Here is a 15,245-nt window from a genome sequence, read left to right on the forward strand (position 1 = left end):
CTCGGCACGAACGGGGCAAAACTCAGCGAGAAACCCCGACGTCGCCCGACGAGAAACCGGGATCGCTCGCCGCCGGTGAATGTTTCGCCAGCTCGATGCGCGCGATTGCACGGGCATGGACCTCGTCGGGACCATCGGCGAGTCGCAGGGTCCGCTGGTGGGCATAGGCGTTGGCGAGCCCGAAATCGTCGCTGACGCCGCCGCCGCCGTGCGCCTGGATCGCATCGTCGATGATCTTGAGCGCCATGTTCGGCGCCTGCACCTTGATCGCCGCGATCTCGGCCGCGGCGGCCTTGTTGCCGACCTTGTCCATCATGTCGGCGGCCTTCAGACACAGAAGGCGCGTCATTTCGATATCGATACGCGCGCGCGCGATCCGCTGTTCCCAGATGCTGTGTTCGGCGATCGTCTTGCCAAAGGCGACGCGCGACTGGAGCCGCCTGCACATTTTTTCCAGCGCCTCTTCGGCAACGCCGATGGTTCGCATGCAATGGTGGATGCGGCCCGGCCCAAGGCGCCCTTGCGCGATTTCGAACCCGCGGCCCTCGCCGAGCAGCATCGCATCCTCGGCACTCACGCGCACGTCCTTCAGTTCGACTTCCATATGGCCGTGCGGCGCGTCGTCATAGCCGAAGACGGGCAGGTGGCGGAGTATCTTGATCCCCGGCGCGTCCATCGGCACCGCCAGCATCGACTGCTGCTGGTGGCGTTTGGCGCCGAAGTCGGTCTTGCCCATCACGATGGCGACCTTGCAGCGCGGATCGCCGACCCCCGACGACCACCATTTGCGGCCGTTGATCACATAATCGTCGCCGTCGCGCTCGATCCGGGTCTCGATGTTCGTCGCGTCGGACGAAGCGACCGCCGGCTCGGTCATCAGGAAGGCCGAGCGAATCTCGCCGTTCATGATCGGCTTCAGCCATTTTTCCTTCTGCGCGGCGGTGCCGTAGCGATGGAAGACTTCCATGTTGCCGGTGTCGGGCGCCGAGCAGTTGAAGACCTCGCTCGCGAACCCGATGCGGCCCATCTCTTCGGCACACAGGGCATATTCGAGGTTGGTGAGCCCCGGCCCTTCGAACTCGAACGTCTCGTCGACATGGTGGTGCGCGGCGCTGCGCGGCGGCATGAACAGGTTCCAGATGCCGGCGGCCTTTGCCTCGGCCTTCAGATCCTCGACGACCTGGATCACTTTCCAGCGATCGCCGGCCCGATCCTGTTCCTTGTAGGTGGGGACCGCGGGGCGCACCTTGCGCTCGATGAAGTCGCGCACCCGGTCGCGCCAATGGGCCTGCCGGTCGGTGATATCGAAGTCCATCGCTGCATCCTTTCCCTTTACGTTCACGTAAACTCTAGAACCGATTCGGGCGCCTTGCCAAGTCCCGGCATGCAGAAAATTGCGCGACCCGGCCGATCCGCGTCCTCTTTCGCTACGGCGGCGGCCCTTCGCTATCGACCCGCTGTTGCAGGGTCGAGGCAAGGGCGGCGAGTCGTGCCTCGTGGCTCGCCCGGTCGATCGCGTATCGGCGCAGCCCGACCGCCGCCATGACCGAAATCAAAATCATCAGCCCCGCGAAAATCCACGCCATCGTCGCCGCCGTGCTCGCGGGCCAGTCCTCCGGCTGGACCTTGTCGCCGAGCCCGACGAAGGCGACGAGCTGGCCGACAAGGAAGATGCCGAGCGCCTGCCCGAATTTCTGGACCGTCAGATAGCCGGCAAAGAAGACGCCTTCGATGCGCGTGCCATGATCGACCTCGTGCGCCTCGACGATCTCGGCGACCATCGATGAAGTCGAGATGGTCGCGATCACCAGCCCGAACAGCGACACGGTCTGCACCGACAGCAGCAGTCCCATCGATGTCCAGCTGCCGAGATCGGGCCACCAGCCGAGGTTGCGCGCGGCATAGGGGAGGAATGCGATCGCGCCGCTCGCAAGCGCCGCGCCGATCGCCGTGTCGCGCTTTCCGAAGCGGCGATGCGCCGCGCCGACCGCGGCAAAGGCCCCGAATACCGCGACCGCGAGCCCGGCGGGATACCAGGCAAGCTGGGCGTCGCTCAACCGCCAGACATACAGCATCATGTAATTGTTCGACGCGATCGTCGTCGCATAGGCGCCGGTGACGAACAGCGCGCCCGATGCCAGTGCGAGGAATGCCGGATTGCGAAACGCGAGCAGGATATCGGCGAGCATCGAGTGCCCGTGCGGCGACACCGGCGGCGGCGGCAACGACAGGATTCGCCGCTGCTGCCCGAAGGCGGATGCCAGCGTCGTCACCAGGATCATCGCGGCGCCGAACAGGCCGTAGGCGGTATAGCCCGACGCATCGAGCAGCCCGCTTTGCGCGGGATCGTCCGATTTTAGGAACACATTATAGGCCAACGCGACGGCGAGCAGGCCGCCGAGCCAGCCGAACAGGAAGCGGAAGCGCATCAGGGCGGTGCGCTCGTCATAGTCGCGCGTCAATTCGGCGACGAGCGAGATCGATGGAATCTCGCACGCCGATACCAGGACGCGGACCGCGACGACGTTGAGGAACAGCCCGAGCGTCGAATGCGCCGCAATATCGGGGGAGATCCAAAGCAGTGACCAGGCGATCGCCATCGGCACCGCCGCGCCATAGAGCCACGGCAGCCGCCGGCCAAGCCGGGTGCGCGTCGCATCGGACAGCCGGCCGATCAGCGGGTCGACCATCGCGTCGACGACCATCGCCCCGATCAGCACCAGCGACACCACGCGCGGGTCGAACCCCAGCACCTGGTTGTAATAGATCATGAAGAAGGTGGTGAGCCCCGACTCCTTGATCCCCAGCGTAACGGCGCCCAGCCCATGCGCGGCCTTGATCCGCGTTGGCAGCTTGCCGGGGAGAGGGCCGGGGGCCGTCATCGCGGACCGGCGCCGGACTTGGCGGCAAGCGCTGCCACGCGCGCTTCATGGTCCGATCGCGAAATGGGAAAGCGCGCGATGAACGCGATACTGGTGATCGCGAAGATCACCAATATCACGAGGAAATAGGTCGCCATATTATCGAGCACCGTCTGGTCGACATGGCCGGGCCGGGCCTGGGCGGGAAAATTGGCGGCGCCGATGACTTGTCCCGTCAGGAACAGGCCGACCCCGGTCGCGCACTTCTGGACGAAGAAATAGGCCGAAAAGAAAATGCCCTCCGACCGCTCGCCCGTCTGCTCCTGCGATGCCTCGACGATATCGGCCGCCATCGATTGCCCGAGAATCATCGAGGCGACGGCGAAGGCGTTCGAAATGGTGACCAGCGTGAAAAGCGCGGGGATCAGCCCGGCATCGCCGTTGGCCGGAAACAAACCGCCGAAGCGCAGCAGATAGGGAAGTACGGCAAAGCCCAGCGCCAATATACCCGCCGCAACCGCACCGGTGCGCTTTTCGATATGCTTTTGCAGCAGGCCGACGATCAGAAAGGCGCCGAGCACGCCGACGAACAAGGTCGCCGAATAGGCGATGAACCCCGCCTGCGGCATTTCCCAATAATAGCTGAGCAGATAGGTGGTGGCCGAAAAGGTCAGCCCCTGATTCACGAACGCGAAGAGCGAACTGCCAAGCAGGATCAGAAAGGCCTTGTTCGACAGGATCGCTCCGATCTTCCGGAGCGTCTGACCGAGCGGCAAATGCACCGGCGGCGTGGCATCGAGCCGTGCGATCCGGCGATGCGTCGTCCAGGCCGAAACGCTGGTCGCGATGATCATCAGCGCCGCCCCGGTCCAGCCATAGAGTTGATAGCCTTCGACGTTGAGCTGACCGACCGGATAGCGTTCGGTGGGAACGAGGAACACACCAAAAGCCAGCGTCAGCATCAGCAGGCCCCCCGCCCATCCGAACACGAAGCGCCAGCGGGTCAGCGATGTCCGCTCGTCATAGTCGCTCGTCAGCCCCGGCACCACCGAAAGCGCCGGAATTTCATAGCAGGAGACCGAGGCGCGCATCAGGAAGGCGAAGAGCAGAAGATAGCCGTAGAGCCAGCCGGAATGGAACTGCGGCGGATGCCACAGCATCATCCACGCAAAGGCCATCGGCAGGATCGACGCATACATCCACGGGTGTCGCTTGCCCCAGCGGCTGTGGGTCTTGTCGCTCCAATAACCGACCATCGGATCGATGATCGCATCGAGAAACAGCGCAATCAGCAGGATCAGGCCGACGATGCGCGCATCGAGGCCCAATACCTGATTGTACAGCAGCAGCAAAAGCGTGGCGAACCCATTGTCTTTCACGCCATAGGCGACCGATCCGAAGCCATTCCCCAGCTTAATGCGAAGCGGCAACCGTTCGGCCGGCGGCAACGCCGCCGCGGCAGCGGTCACGCGGGTGCCCCGGCCTTGGCGGCGTCCTCCATGGCTACCAGCGCGTCGAACAGCCCGGGCGCTTCGGGGTCCCACGCATGGCGCTGGCCGATCGTCAGCCCGCCGTCGACCAGCATGTGCGTGCCGGTCATGAAGCTCGCCTCCTCGCTCGCGAGATAGGCGACGGCGTTCGCAATATCCTCCGGCTGGCCGCCGCGCGCGACCGGCTGTGCCTGCGTGCTCATGTCGGCGATGATCGCCTTTGCCGCGTCCTTGCTGTCGTCGGGAACGTCGAGCGACGAGGTGAAGATGTTGGTGTTGATGAAGCCGGGGCAGATCGCATTCACGCGGATCCCATATTGAGCGAGGTCGGTCGCCGCGACCTTTGTCAGGTGGAGCACCCCCGCCTTCGCCACCGCATAGGCTGTCGGTGAATAGCCGGCGCCGAGCGCGGCGACACTCGCGGTGTTGACGATGCTCGAGCCTTTCCGTCCCTTCATGTGCGGGCTTGCATAGCGGATGCCCATCGCGACCGACTTCAGGATCAGGTTCATCGTCCGATCCCAGCCTTCGGGCGTGATCTCGTCGATCGGGGCGCGGTCGCCGCCCGCGGCGGCGTTGTTGAAGACGATATCGATTCCGCCGCCGCGCTTCGCGGCCTCGTTCATCAGCGCCTCGATATCCGATGCGACGGTGACGTCGCAGCGCAGGAACTCGATGCGGCCGTTCGACGCCTCGGCGAGCGCCTTGCCGCCCGCCTCGTCGATGTCGGCGGCGAAGACATGCGCGCCCTCGCCCGCGAGTTTGAGCACCGCCGCCTTGCCGATACCCGATGCCGCGCCGGTGACCACGGCGACCTTGCCTGCGAATCGCATCTTCCTTGCTCCCGTTTTCTTTTGCCACTCAGCTTAGGCGCGCTGCGGGGCGCGTCAACGCCCGGCAATCCGACGCTACGGCGCCGTAACGGCAGGTCGGGCCGCCCAAGTTGACGCTTGCGTAAACTTGCCGACTCCCCTTAATTTGCGCGCCGGAAGAGGAGCCCTTGCGATGAGCGATCTGGATGCTTTCCGCGCCGAAGTGCGCAGCTGGCTGGAAACCAATTGTCCCCCCGAAATGCGCGAACCCGTCCGCGACGAGGACGATGTCTGCTGGGGCGGACGCAAGTTCACATTCAAGAACGAAGCCCAGAAGCAGTGGCTCGAGCGCTGCGTCGAAAAGGGCTATACCGTTCCCGACTGGCCCAAACCCTATGGCGGCGCCGGGCTCAGCCCCGAAGAGACCAAGGTGCTCAAGCAGGAAATGGCGCGGATCAATGCCCGCCCGCCGCTCCAGAGCTTCGGCATCTGGATGCTCGGCCCCGCGCTGCTCAAATTCGGCACCGAGGAACAGAAGGTCCATTATCTGAACCAGATCGCGCGCGGCGAGATTCGCTGGTGCCAGGGCTATTCGGAACCCGGATCGGGCAGCGACCTCGTGTCCCTGCAAACCTATGGCGACGATCAGGGTGACCACTGGGTCGTCAACGGCTCGAAGATCTGGACGAGCTACGCCGACAAGGCCGACTGGATCTTCTGCCTTGTCCGCACCGACAAGACGAACAAGTACCAGGGCATCACCTTCATGCTGTTCGACATGGAGAGCCCCGGGGTTTCGACCAAGCCGATCCTGCTGATCAGCGGCAACAGCCCCTTTTGCGAAACCTTCTTCGACGATGTGAAGGTGCCGAAGGACCAGTTCGTCGGCGAGGTCAATCGCGGCTGGGACGTCGCCAAATATCTGCTCGGCCACGAACGCGAGATGATCTCGGGCGGCGGTGCCGGCGGCGACATGCTGAGCATCGGCGCGCTGTTCGCGAAATCGCTCGGCAAGAATGAAGCGGGCGAACTCGACGATCCGATCCTGCGCGCCGAAATGGCGGCGTTCGACACCGAGGTTTTCGCCTATCGCGCGATGGGCGAGCGCTTCATGGACATGTGGAAGACCGGCCGCGCGCATCCCGCGAGCTCGAACATGATGAAATATGTCGGCACCGAACTCAACAAGCGCCGCTACGAGCTCGTCATGTCGGGCGGCGGCAGCGAAGCGCTCGAATGGGACAGCGAGGAAACGAAGGGCGGCGCGCGGGCGCGCAGCTGGCTTCGCACCAAGGCCAATTCGATCGAAGGCGGAACGAGCGAGGTCATGCTCAACGTCATCGCCAAGCGCATTCTCGATTTGCCGGGGGCGTGAGAAAAACAAACCCCTCCCCTTCAGGGGAGGGGCAGTGAGACTTGCGGACTTGTCCGCTAGTCGCAGCGGGGTGGGCCCCCAAGCCGGTGCAAGGACGATGGCCCCACCCCAACCCCTCCCCTGAAGGGGAGAGGCTTTGGAGAGAGATTATGCCGCTCTATCACAATGATGACCAGGCGATGCTCAAGGACAGCGTCGCCCCCTTCGTGGCCGAACAGGCGCCCGTGTCGCACATGCGCAAGCTGCGCGACCAGGCCGACGAAACCGGCTTTTCGCGCGAGCTGTGGCACCATTTCGTGGAGATGGGCCTGCCCGGGATGCTCGTTCCGGAGGAGCATGGCGGGCTCGGCATGGGGCACACCGAAGCGGGCATCGTGCTCGAGGAGATCGGCCGCAACCTGACCCCCTCGCCCTTCCTCGCGACCAGCGTCGGCGCAGTCGCGGCGCTGGCGCAGGCCGGCGGCACGCAGGCGGGGCGCTGGCTTCCCGCGATCGCGGGCGGCGAAGCGATCGTCGCGCTGGCGATCGACGAGGGCGCAAAACACCGCCCCGACCGCGTCGCGACGACGGCGACGCGCAGCGGCAACGGCTTCCGCCTCGACGGCAAGAAGGACTTCGTCCTCCACGGCCATGTCGCCGACATGAGCATCGTTTCGGCGAAAACCGACGGCGGCCTCACGCTGTTCGCGGTGCCGAAGGACGCCAGGGGCGTGACCGCCGACCCGCGCCGTCTGGTCGACGCGAGCCTTGCGAGCCACGTCCGCTTCGACGGGGTCGAACTCGACGCCGACGCCGTGATCGGTGAGGTCGACGCGGGCGAAGAGGTGCTGAACGCGCTGCTCGCCGCGACGCGCACCGGCGCCGCGGCCGAAATGGTCGGCGTCGGGCAGGGCGCGATGGACATGACCGTCAATTACCTCAAGGAACGCAAACAGTTCGGAAAGCTGATCGGCGAATTCCAGGCGCTCCAGCACCGGGCCGCGCATCTCTATGGCGAGATGGAGGTCGCGCGCGCGACGGTGATGAAGGCGCAGCAACTGCTCGACGAGGGCAGTGCGGGCGCGAAGCTGATGGTCTCGGTTGCCAAGGCGAAGGCCGGCCGCGCCGCGAACCTCGCGGTGCGCGAGGGCGTCCAGATGCACGGCGGCATCGGCATGACCGACGAATATGACATCGGCCTCTATATGAAGCGCGACCGCGCGCTCGCCGAGTTCATGGGCGACGTGCACTACCATATCGACCAGGTCGCGCGGATGAACGGATATTGAGCGACCCAAACCCCTCCCCTTCAGGGGAGGGGCAGCGAGACTTGGGACTTTGTCCCTAGTCGCAGCGGGGTGGGCATCGACGCCTGCGCTAGCCTGCGACCCCCACCCCAACCCCTCCCCTGAAAGGGAGAGGCTTTAAAAAGGACAGCGTTATGAACCTCACTGACATGTTCGGCCTCGACGGCCGGGTCGCGCTCGTCACCGGCGGGTCGCGCGGGATCGGCAAGATGATCGTCGAGGGCTTCCTCGCCGCGGGTTGCGCGCGGGTCTATATCTCGGCGCGCAAGGCCGAGCAGATCGAGGCCGCGGTCGCCGACTTCGACACGCGCTATCCGGGACAGGTTATCGGGCTGCCGATCGACCTCTCGACCGTCGAGGGTTGCCGCGCGCTCGCTGCCGAGATTGCGGGGCGCGAAGACAGGCTCGACATCCTCGTCAACAATGCCGGCGCGGCGTGGGGCGAGCCGTTCGAGGGCTTCCCCGAGGCAGGCTGGGACAAGGTGATGGACATCAATGTCAAATCGCCCTTTTTCCTGACGCAGGCGCTCCACGGTCTGCTCAAGGCCGCGGCGAGCGCCGACCGGCCGGCGAAGGTCATCAACATCGGCTCGATCGACGGCCTGCGGCTCAATCCGTGGGAAACCTATAGCTACCACGCATCGAAGGCGGCGATTCTCTATCTGACGAAGCGCCTCGCGGCGCGGCTCGTTCAGGATCATATCATCGTCACCGCGATCGCCCCCGGCGCCTTCCAGTCGGACATGAACAAGGCCGCGCGCGACCATGGCGACGCGGTCGCCAAGAGCATCCCGACCAAACGCATCGGCGTGCCCGAGGACATGGCCGGCACCGCGATTTTCCTGGCGTCGAAGGCGGGCGACTATGTCGTCGGCGATACGATCGCGGTCGACGGCGGGCTGGTCCACGGCGATCTGAAGACCAGCATCGACGCATAGTTCCATGTCTTCGTCATGCCGGACTTGATCCGGCATCCATTCTGCCGGTGCTTTATGGACCCCGGATCAAGTCCGGGGAGACGAGGGGAGGAATGTTTGACTCAACCGTGCCTTGGTGTATTATTTACATAACTCACCAAGGAGACATCCCATGCGCCTCGCCTATCTGATCCCCCCGATGCTCCTCCTCGCCGCGTGCGGGCAGGGCGACGACAAGAAGGACGCGACCGAAATATCGATCAACGCCCAGGGCGACGATGGCGGGGTGAAGATCAAGACCGGGCAGGATGGCGGCAAGCTGACCATCGGCGGCAAGGACGGCGCGGCGATCAACATCAACATCCCCGATTTCGTCGACCTCGACATCGAGGGCGATTTCGACATCGACGGGGTCAAGCTCTATCCGGGCAGCAAGGTGACCAAGGTCGACGTCGATGCCAGCGACACGAACGGCAGCGACAAGGCGACGGTCAACCTCGGCTTCACCTCGCCCGCCGCGCCCGCCAAGGTCGCCGACTGGATGGCCGGCGAGTTCGCGAAAAAGGGCGTCAAGGTCACGCGCAACGGCGACACGCTGGCGGGCAGGGACAAGGACGGCGACGATTTCACGATCGCCTTCGCCCCCGACGGGACGACCAGCAAAGGCACGGTGAAGATCGTTTCTAAATAGGCGGTGCGCCGATAAACTTCGTCATTGCGAGTGGAGCGAAGCAATCCAGAGCGGCGTAAATCGTCCTGGATTGCCGCGTCGCCTTTTGCTCCTCGCAATGACGAAGGAAGGCGTTACCCGCTGTTCCTGAGCGCGGTCGCGATCGCGTTGATCGTCAGCTGGATTCCCTCTGCGATGCGCGGATCGGTTTCGCCGGCGCGGTGGCGCTTCATCAATTCGATCTGAAGCAGGTTCAGCGGCTCGATATAGGGCAGGCGCAACCGGATCGACGCTTCGAGCGCCGGGCTCTTTTCGAGCAGGCGCGACTGGCCGGTGATCCGCAGCAGCCCGTCGTGCGCGCGGTTCCAGCCGTCGCGGATACGCGTGAAGATCGCATCGTGGCCCTCGACCTCGTTCGCGAGCACCGCGTAGCGAGCGGCGATTCCCATGTCCGACTTGGCGAGTACCATCTCCATATTGCCGAGCAGCGCCGCGAAGAAGGGCCAGCTTTCGGCCATGTCGGCGAGCATCGCCTGGTCCTCGAACGCCGCGAACGCCTCGCCCGTGCCGTACCAGCCGGGCAGCATCGTGCGCGCCTGCGCCCAGCTGAATACCCAGGGAATCGCGCGCAGATCCTCGATCGCTCCACTCTTCTTGCGGCTCGACGGGCGCGACCCGATCTTCAGCGTCGCAATCTCCGCGATCGGCGTCATCGCGCGGAAGAAATCCTTGAAGGTCGGCGTGTCGTAGACGAGACCGCGATAGGCCGCCAGCGCATCGCCCGACAAGGCGTCCATCGCGGCGGTGAAACGGCCCGCGTCCTTTTCGCTCATCGGCTCGGGCTCGAGGCTGGCGAGCAGGCTGGCCGACACCATCGCCTCCAGGTTCGTCGCGGCGCTTTCGACGGTCCCGAACTTGGCGGCGATCACTTCGCCCTGTTCGGTGATGCGGATGCGCCCCTGGACCGTGCCCGCGGGCTGGGCCCGGATCGCGGCAAAGGCGCTGCCGCCGCCGCGCCCGACCGCGCCGCCGCGGCCGTGAAACAACTGCATCGCATTGCCCGCCGCCTCGAACACCGGGGTGAGCGCCTGCGACGCCTGATAAAGCCCCCAGGTCGAGGTCAGATAGCCGCCATCCTTGTTCGAATCGGAATAGCCGATCATCACTTCCTGATGCCCGCGCGCCGCGACCTGCGGGCCGACCTCGGGCATCGCGAAATAGCGCGCCATGATGTCGGGCGCGTGGCTCAGATCGTCGATCGTCTCGAACAGCGGCACGACCATCAGATTGGTCGCCCCCGCCTCGGCGCCGCCCCGCCACAGTCCCGCCTCGCGTGCCAGGACATGAACTTCGAGCAGGTCGGAGAGGTCCTGCGCCATCGAGATGATCCACTGGCAGATCGTCTCGCGCCCCAGCCGTTGCCGCACATCGGCGGCGGCGTGGATGATCGCGAGTTCGCCCGCGGTCTCTTCGCTCCACTCGTGCCACGCCGCGGCGAGCGGCCGATCGCTTCGCAGTTCGGCGGTGAGCAATGCCACGCGCTCGTTCTCGGGCAGCGCCGTATAGTCGGCGCACACGCCCGAAACGCTGAGCAGTTCGGCGAGAACGCGCTCGTGCACCGCGCTGTTCTGCCGCATGTCGAGCGTTGCGAGGTGAAAGCCGAAAACTTCGACCGCGCGGATCAGTCGCCCCAGCGCGCCGATGCTGCCAAGCTGGCCTTCGCCGCTTGCCGACAGGCCGTTGGCGATGACCACCAGGTCGCGGCGGAAGTCGGCGGGCGTTGCATAGGGTTCGCCCGCGAGCGAGGAGGGGCGCGGCGGCGGCTTGCCGACGATGCCGGCATAGGTGGCGCAGAGCCGCGCATACAGGCCCGACAACGCGCGGCGATAGGGTTCGTCGCTGCGGCTTGGCGCTTCGTCGCCGCTGGCCTCGGCGAGCGCCTCGACCGCCTCGGTCACGGTCGCGAGTCCCGACGATACCGAAAGCTCCGCGCCGAGCGCGTGCACCGCGTCGATATAATGACCGAGCACCGCGGCGGCGTTGCGGCTGGTCGCGAGGCGCATCGTTTCGGCGGTGACGAAGGGGTTGCCGTCGCGGTCGCCGCCGATCCAGCTCCCGACGCGCAGGAAGCTCGCGGGCCGCTGCCCGAGTTCCTTTTCCCAGCGGGCATAGAGCTTGGGGACGACCGGCAGGAAGACGTCGCGCAAATAGGTCAGCGCATTGTCGATTTCGTCGGCGACGAACAGTTTTTCGGTGCGCAGCGGGCGCGTCTGCCACAACAGCACGATCTGCCGCCGGATCGCTTCCTCGACGATATCGCCCTGCGCGGTTTCCTCGATCCCGGCGTCGCGCATCTGCATCAGCTCGGCGATGCGGTTCTTGTGGTCGAGCATCGATTTGCGCCGGACCTCGGTCGGGTGTGCGGTCAGCACCGGCGCGATCAGCGCGGCGCCGAGCAGCTTGGCCACCGCGTCATGGTCGATGCCGTCGGCATCGAGCTTTTCGAGCGCGGCGGCAACCGTCGCTTCGGGCTCGGCGGCCACGCCCTGCCGATCCTCGGCGAGGTTGGCGAGCATCGAAAACAGCATGAAACCGCGGACAAATGCGATCGTGTCGTCGAGGCTGAGCGCCTCCAGGCCCGGATCGATCGCTTCGGCACCGGCGATGCCGCGGTGGCGGTCGACGCTCGACGAACGGATATATTCGGTCTGGCGGAACAGCTTTTCGCCGCCATAAGCGCGAATGACGTCGCCAAGGATACGCCCGAGATAGCGGATGTCGGGGTTTTGCGAAATTTGGATCGGTGGGCCCATGGCGGCGTTTGCTGCACTTGCGAAGGCGCAAGGTCAAGGGCCGGGTGCGCGCATAGCTATGCGCCTGCGCAAGATTCAGGGCGTCCGAACCAGCATCAACGTGCCCAGATCGATCGTCGACCGCGCATCGAACGCAACGCTGTTACGCGTATCGGTGATGAACATCAGCTTGCCCGACGCATCGCTGATCCTGGCTGCGACGGCATAGCGGTGCCGCGGATCGATATCGGCGCGATCGACGCCGAGCGAAAAGCGAAACGGCACCTGGCCGCCTCCGGCCGAAAAATCCTGCCGTGCGAGTGTGCGGGCCGGCGCATCGGCCAGGCTGACATCGTCGAGCCGCACTTCGATCTTCGCATCGCTCGGCAGCGCGATCCGTTCGCGATAGGCGATGTTGCCGGTGACGGCGATCGCCTGCCCGGCCGGCGGCGCCGAGGCGCAGGCGGAAAGCGAGAGCGCGACGATGGCAGGGACGGCGAAACGGATCATGAAATTCTTCATACCGTATCGAGCGGCGTCAGGATAGCCTTGCGCCGCTCTTGCCTTCGCGCCTTGGCCTTTTGTCGCCGCGTCCCTACATGTCGCCCGCATGCCGCCCGATACGACCACTTCCGCCGACGCGGCGCGCGAACCGCCCGTCCTTGCGACGCTGAAGCGCTTCCTGCCCTATTTGTGGCCCGCGGGCCATCGCGGCCACAAGGTCCGCATCGTCCTCGCCGCGCTGATCGTGCTCGCGTCGAAGGGCGTGCAGCTGTCGATGGGCTTCCTCTATGGTGCCGCGATCGACCGCATGGCGCCGGGGATGCAGGCCGGGGTGGCGCTGGCGATCGGGCTCGTCCTCGCCTATGCCGGCGCGCGCTTCGCCGGGGTGCTGTTCGACAATCTGCGCAACGTCGTGTTCGAGCGCGTCGGGCAGGATGCGACGCGCGAGCTGGCGATCGCGACCTTCACGCATCTCCACGCGCTGTCGCTGCGCTTTCACCTCGCGCGGCGGACGGGCGAGGTGACCAAGGTGATCGAGCGCGGGACCAAGAGCATCGACACGATGCTCTATTTCCTGCTGTTCAACATCGCGCCGACGGTGATCGAGCTGACGGCGGTGCTCGTCATTTTCTGGACCAGGTTCAGCCTGGGACTTGCCGGCGCGACCGCGGCGATGGTCGTCGTCTATATCGGCTTCACGAGGCGGGTCACCGACTGGCGCAACGCGCTGCGCACGCGGATGAACGATCTCGACACGCTGACCGTCGGGCGCAGCGTCGACAGCCTGCTCAACTATGAAACGGTCAAATATTTCGGCGCCGAAGAGCGCGAGACGGCCCGCTATCGCGACGTCGCCGACCAATATGCGCGCGCCGCGGTAAAGAGCGAGAACAGCCTCGCGTGGCTCAACGTCGGGCAGAGCCTGGTCACCAATGCGACGCTGGGCGGCGCCATGGCCTATACGGTGTGGGGCTGGTCGCGCGGCATTTACGCGGTCGGCGACGTGGTGCTGGTCAACACGCTGCTCGCGCAGCTCTTTCGCCCGCTCGACATGCTGGGCATGGTCTATCGCGTGATCCGCCAGGGGCTGATCGACATGGAGGCGATGTTCCGCCTGATCGATACCCCGCCAGAGATTAGCAACGCGCCGGATGCCTGGCCGCTCGTCGTGAACGGCGCGGCGGTGGCGTTCGAGAATGTCGTCTTCGGCTATGAGCCCGACCGCACGATATTGAACGGGGTGAGCTTCGCGGTCGGCGCGGGCGAGACGCTGGCGATCGTCGGCCCGTCGGGCGCGGGCAAGTCGACGATCGCCCGGCTGCTCTTCCGCTTTTACGACCCGCAGGGCGGTCGGATCACCATCGACGGACAGGACATAAGCGCGGTGACGCAAAAGAGCCTGCGCGCCGAAATCGGCATCGTCCCGCAGGACACGGTGCTGTTCAACGACACGATCGGCTACAACATCGCCTATGGCCGCGCCGACGCGAGCGCCGACGAGATTGCGGCGGCGGCGAAGGGCGCGGCGATCGACGGCTTCGTCGCGATGCTGCCGCAGGGCTATGAGACCGAGGTCGGCGAGCGCGGGCTCAAGCTGTCGGGCGGCGAGAAGCAGCGCGTCGCGATCGCCCGCACCCTGCTCAAGAACCCGCCGCTGCTGATCCTCGACGAGGCGACGAGCGCGCTCGACAGCCGTACCGAAGCCGCGATCCAGGCGACGCTCGACCGCATCGCCGAGCGCCGCACGACGCTGGTCATCGCGCACCGCCTGTCGACCGTGGTCAATGCCGACCGCATCATCGTATTGGAAAAAGGGCGCGTTGCAGAGACCGGAACGCACGACCAGCTGCTCGCGATGCGCGGCCTGTACGCCGATATGTGGGCGCGGCAGCAGGCCGAGAAGGAAGAGGGTACGGTTTAGCGTTGCGAACAGAGGCCGCCCGGCATAGGCCGAAGGAATGCGACGGCTCATCGGTTTCTTCGCTGCCATGCTCTGCCTTGCGCTTCCGGCCGCGGCGCGCGAAGGGCGCGCCGTCGCGATCGCCCTCGACGTCAATTCGGGCGCGGTCGTCGAAATCGGCGACGATGGCACCAGCGTTGCCGGTTTGCGCGGCGTGAAGCTGGATCCTCCGACTCTCTGGGTGCGGACAGTGGCCCGGCATCTGACCGGCGGCCAGTATGACTGGGCCGTCGGCGACAAGGCCGCGCTGTTCGAAAAGGGCGCGGTCGGCGTCGAGGAAGACCCGGTTCCATCGGGGGAGATTCACATCGCGTTCCGGGCGATCGGCGACAGCGACCAACGCCTGCTTGTCATCGCCAACGGGTACGACCGCGCGCTCGTCTATCGCGCGCAGATTCGCCGCGATGGGCGGACCGCCTTCACCGACGTCTGCACCGTGTTGCCAGGCATGCATGCTTTCGAACATTGGCCCTTCGCGATCGACCGCATCACGCTTGGCGAACTTCGTCTGGAAGACTGGCCGCGCGATGCACCCCCGCGCTGCGAATAGGTCGGCGACGCGGTTGCATCGTCGGCGT

The 15,245-nt window shown here is 65.6% G+C and carries 12 protein-coding genes; 6 read left to right on the forward strand and 6 right to left on the reverse strand.

Features of this window, described 5'->3' with window-relative positions; genetic code table 11:
* Nucleotides 1–22: 22 nt before the first annotated feature.
* The 4 genes from AC58D2_RS06480 to AC58D2_RS06495 form a co-directional block, all read right to left on the reverse strand.
* Complete coding sequence (locus AC58D2_RS06480; RefSeq protein WP_497388455.1) at nt 23–1,315, reverse strand: acyl-CoA dehydrogenase family protein; 1,293 nt, start codon at nt 1,313–1,315, stop codon at nt 23–25.
* A 112-nt stretch (nt 1,316–1,427) separates the two neighbouring features.
* Complete coding sequence (locus AC58D2_RS06485) at nt 1,428–2,882, reverse strand: MFS transporter (protein ID WP_497388457.1); 1,455 nt, start codon at nt 2,880–2,882, stop codon at nt 1,428–1,430.
* The gene (locus AC58D2_RS06490) at nt 2,879–4,330 is read right to left on the reverse strand and encodes an MFS transporter (RefSeq protein ID WP_497388459.1); all 1,452 of its coding nucleotides are present in this window, start codon (nt 4,328–4,330) and stop codon (nt 2,879–2,881) included. Before AC58D2_RS06490 ends, AC58D2_RS06485 begins: the two co-directional genes overlap by 4 nt.
* On the reverse strand, nt 4,327–5,184 hold the full coding sequence (locus AC58D2_RS06495) for an SDR family NAD(P)-dependent oxidoreductase (RefSeq protein WP_497388461.1): 858 nt from the start codon (nt 5,182–5,184) through the stop codon (nt 4,327–4,329). Before AC58D2_RS06495 ends, AC58D2_RS06490 begins: the two co-directional genes overlap by 4 nt.
* Before the next feature lie 172 nt (nt 5,185–5,356).
* Here AC58D2_RS06495 and AC58D2_RS06500 point away from each other — a divergent pair, with 172 nt between their 5' ends.
* The 4 genes from AC58D2_RS06500 to AC58D2_RS06515 all read left to right on the forward strand — a co-directional run bounded on the left by AC58D2_RS06500 (nt 5,357) and on the right by AC58D2_RS06515 (nt 9,432).
* Complete coding sequence (locus AC58D2_RS06500) at nt 5,357–6,538, forward strand: acyl-CoA dehydrogenase family protein (RefSeq protein ID WP_497388463.1); 1,182 nt, start codon at nt 5,357–5,359, stop codon at nt 6,536–6,538.
* Nucleotides 6,539–6,687: 149 nt separating this feature from the next.
* Nucleotides 6,688–7,806 carry an acyl-CoA dehydrogenase family protein gene (locus AC58D2_RS06505; protein WP_497388465.1) on the forward strand — a complete coding sequence of 373 codons (1,119 nt, stop codon included), beginning with the start codon at nt 6,688–6,690 and terminating at the stop codon, nt 7,804–7,806.
* A gap of 152 nt (nt 7,807–7,958) precedes the next feature.
* The gene (locus tag AC58D2_RS06510) at nt 7,959–8,762 is read left to right on the forward strand and encodes an SDR family oxidoreductase (protein WP_497388467.1); all 804 of its coding nucleotides are present in this window, start codon (nt 7,959–7,961) and stop codon (nt 8,760–8,762) included.
* A 151-nt stretch (nt 8,763–8,913) separates the two neighbouring features.
* Nucleotides 8,914–9,432, forward strand: coding sequence for a hypothetical protein (locus AC58D2_RS06515; protein WP_497388469.1), 519 nt, complete (start codon nt 8,914–8,916; stop codon nt 9,430–9,432).
* Between the two features lie 113 nt (nt 9,433–9,545).
* Here the strand turns inward: AC58D2_RS06515 and ppc are convergent, their stop codons facing one another.
* Nucleotides 9,546–12,224, reverse strand: coding sequence for a phosphoenolpyruvate carboxylase (gene ppc, locus AC58D2_RS06520; protein ID WP_497388471.1), 2,679 nt, complete (start codon nt 12,222–12,224; stop codon nt 9,546–9,548).
* Nucleotides 12,225–12,299: 75 nt separating this feature from the next.
* Nucleotides 12,300–12,713: a YbaY family lipoprotein gene (locus AC58D2_RS06525; RefSeq protein WP_497388473.1), complete on the reverse strand. Its 414-nt coding sequence runs from the start codon at nt 12,711–12,713 to the stop codon at nt 12,300–12,302.
* 100 nt (nt 12,714–12,813) lie between these two features.
* Here AC58D2_RS06525 and AC58D2_RS06530 point away from each other — a divergent pair, with 100 nt between their 5' ends.
* A complete protein-coding gene (locus AC58D2_RS06530; protein WP_497388475.1) occupies nt 12,814–14,628 on the forward strand; it encodes an ABCB family ABC transporter ATP-binding protein/permease in 1,815 nt (604 codons plus the stop codon).
* A gap of 37 nt (nt 14,629–14,665) precedes the next feature.
* A complete protein-coding gene (locus tag AC58D2_RS06535) occupies nt 14,666–15,217 on the forward strand; it encodes a hypothetical protein (protein ID WP_497388477.1) in 552 nt (183 codons plus the stop codon).
* The last annotated feature ends 28 nt before the right edge of the window (nt 15,218–15,245 follow it).

Source organism: Sphingopyxis sp. CR5, from assembly GCF_059693785.1.

What these genes read in the sequence shown, in the direction of transcription:
- AC58D2_RS06480 (WP_497388455.1), bottom strand. Translation starts at nt 1,315, where the DNA reads ATGGACTTCGATATCACCGACCGGCAGGCCCATTGGCGCGACCGGGTG.
- AC58D2_RS06485 (WP_497388457.1), bottom strand. Translation starts at nt 2,882, where the DNA reads ATGACGGCCCCCGGCCCTCTCCCCGGCAAGCTGCCAACGCGGATCAAG.
- AC58D2_RS06495 (WP_497388461.1), bottom strand. Translation starts at nt 5,184, where the DNA reads ATGCGATTCGCAGGCAAGGTCGCCGTGGTCACCGGCGCGGCATCGGGT.
- AC58D2_RS06500 (WP_497388463.1), top strand. Translation starts at nt 5,357, where the DNA reads ATGAGCGATCTGGATGCTTTCCGCGCCGAAGTGCGCAGCTGGCTGGAA.
- AC58D2_RS06505 (WP_497388465.1), top strand. Translation starts at nt 6,688, where the DNA reads ATGCCGCTCTATCACAATGATGACCAGGCGATGCTCAAGGACAGCGTC.
- AC58D2_RS06510 (WP_497388467.1), top strand. Translation starts at nt 7,959, where the DNA reads ATGAACCTCACTGACATGTTCGGCCTCGACGGCCGGGTCGCGCTCGTC.
- AC58D2_RS06515 (WP_497388469.1), top strand. Translation starts at nt 8,914, where the DNA reads ATGCGCCTCGCCTATCTGATCCCCCCGATGCTCCTCCTCGCCGCGTGC.
- ppc (WP_497388471.1), bottom strand. Translation starts at nt 12,224, where the DNA reads ATGGGCCCACCGATCCAAATTTCGCAAAACCCCGACATCCGCTATCTC.
- AC58D2_RS06525 (WP_497388473.1), bottom strand. Translation starts at nt 12,713, where the DNA reads ATGATCCGTTTCGCCGTCCCTGCCATCGTCGCGCTCTCGCTTTCCGCC.
- AC58D2_RS06530 (WP_497388475.1), top strand. Translation starts at nt 12,814, where the DNA reads ATGCCGCCCGATACGACCACTTCCGCCGACGCGGCGCGCGAACCGCCC.
- AC58D2_RS06535 (WP_497388477.1), top strand. Translation starts at nt 14,666, where the DNA reads ATGCGACGGCTCATCGGTTTCTTCGCTGCCATGCTCTGCCTTGCGCTT.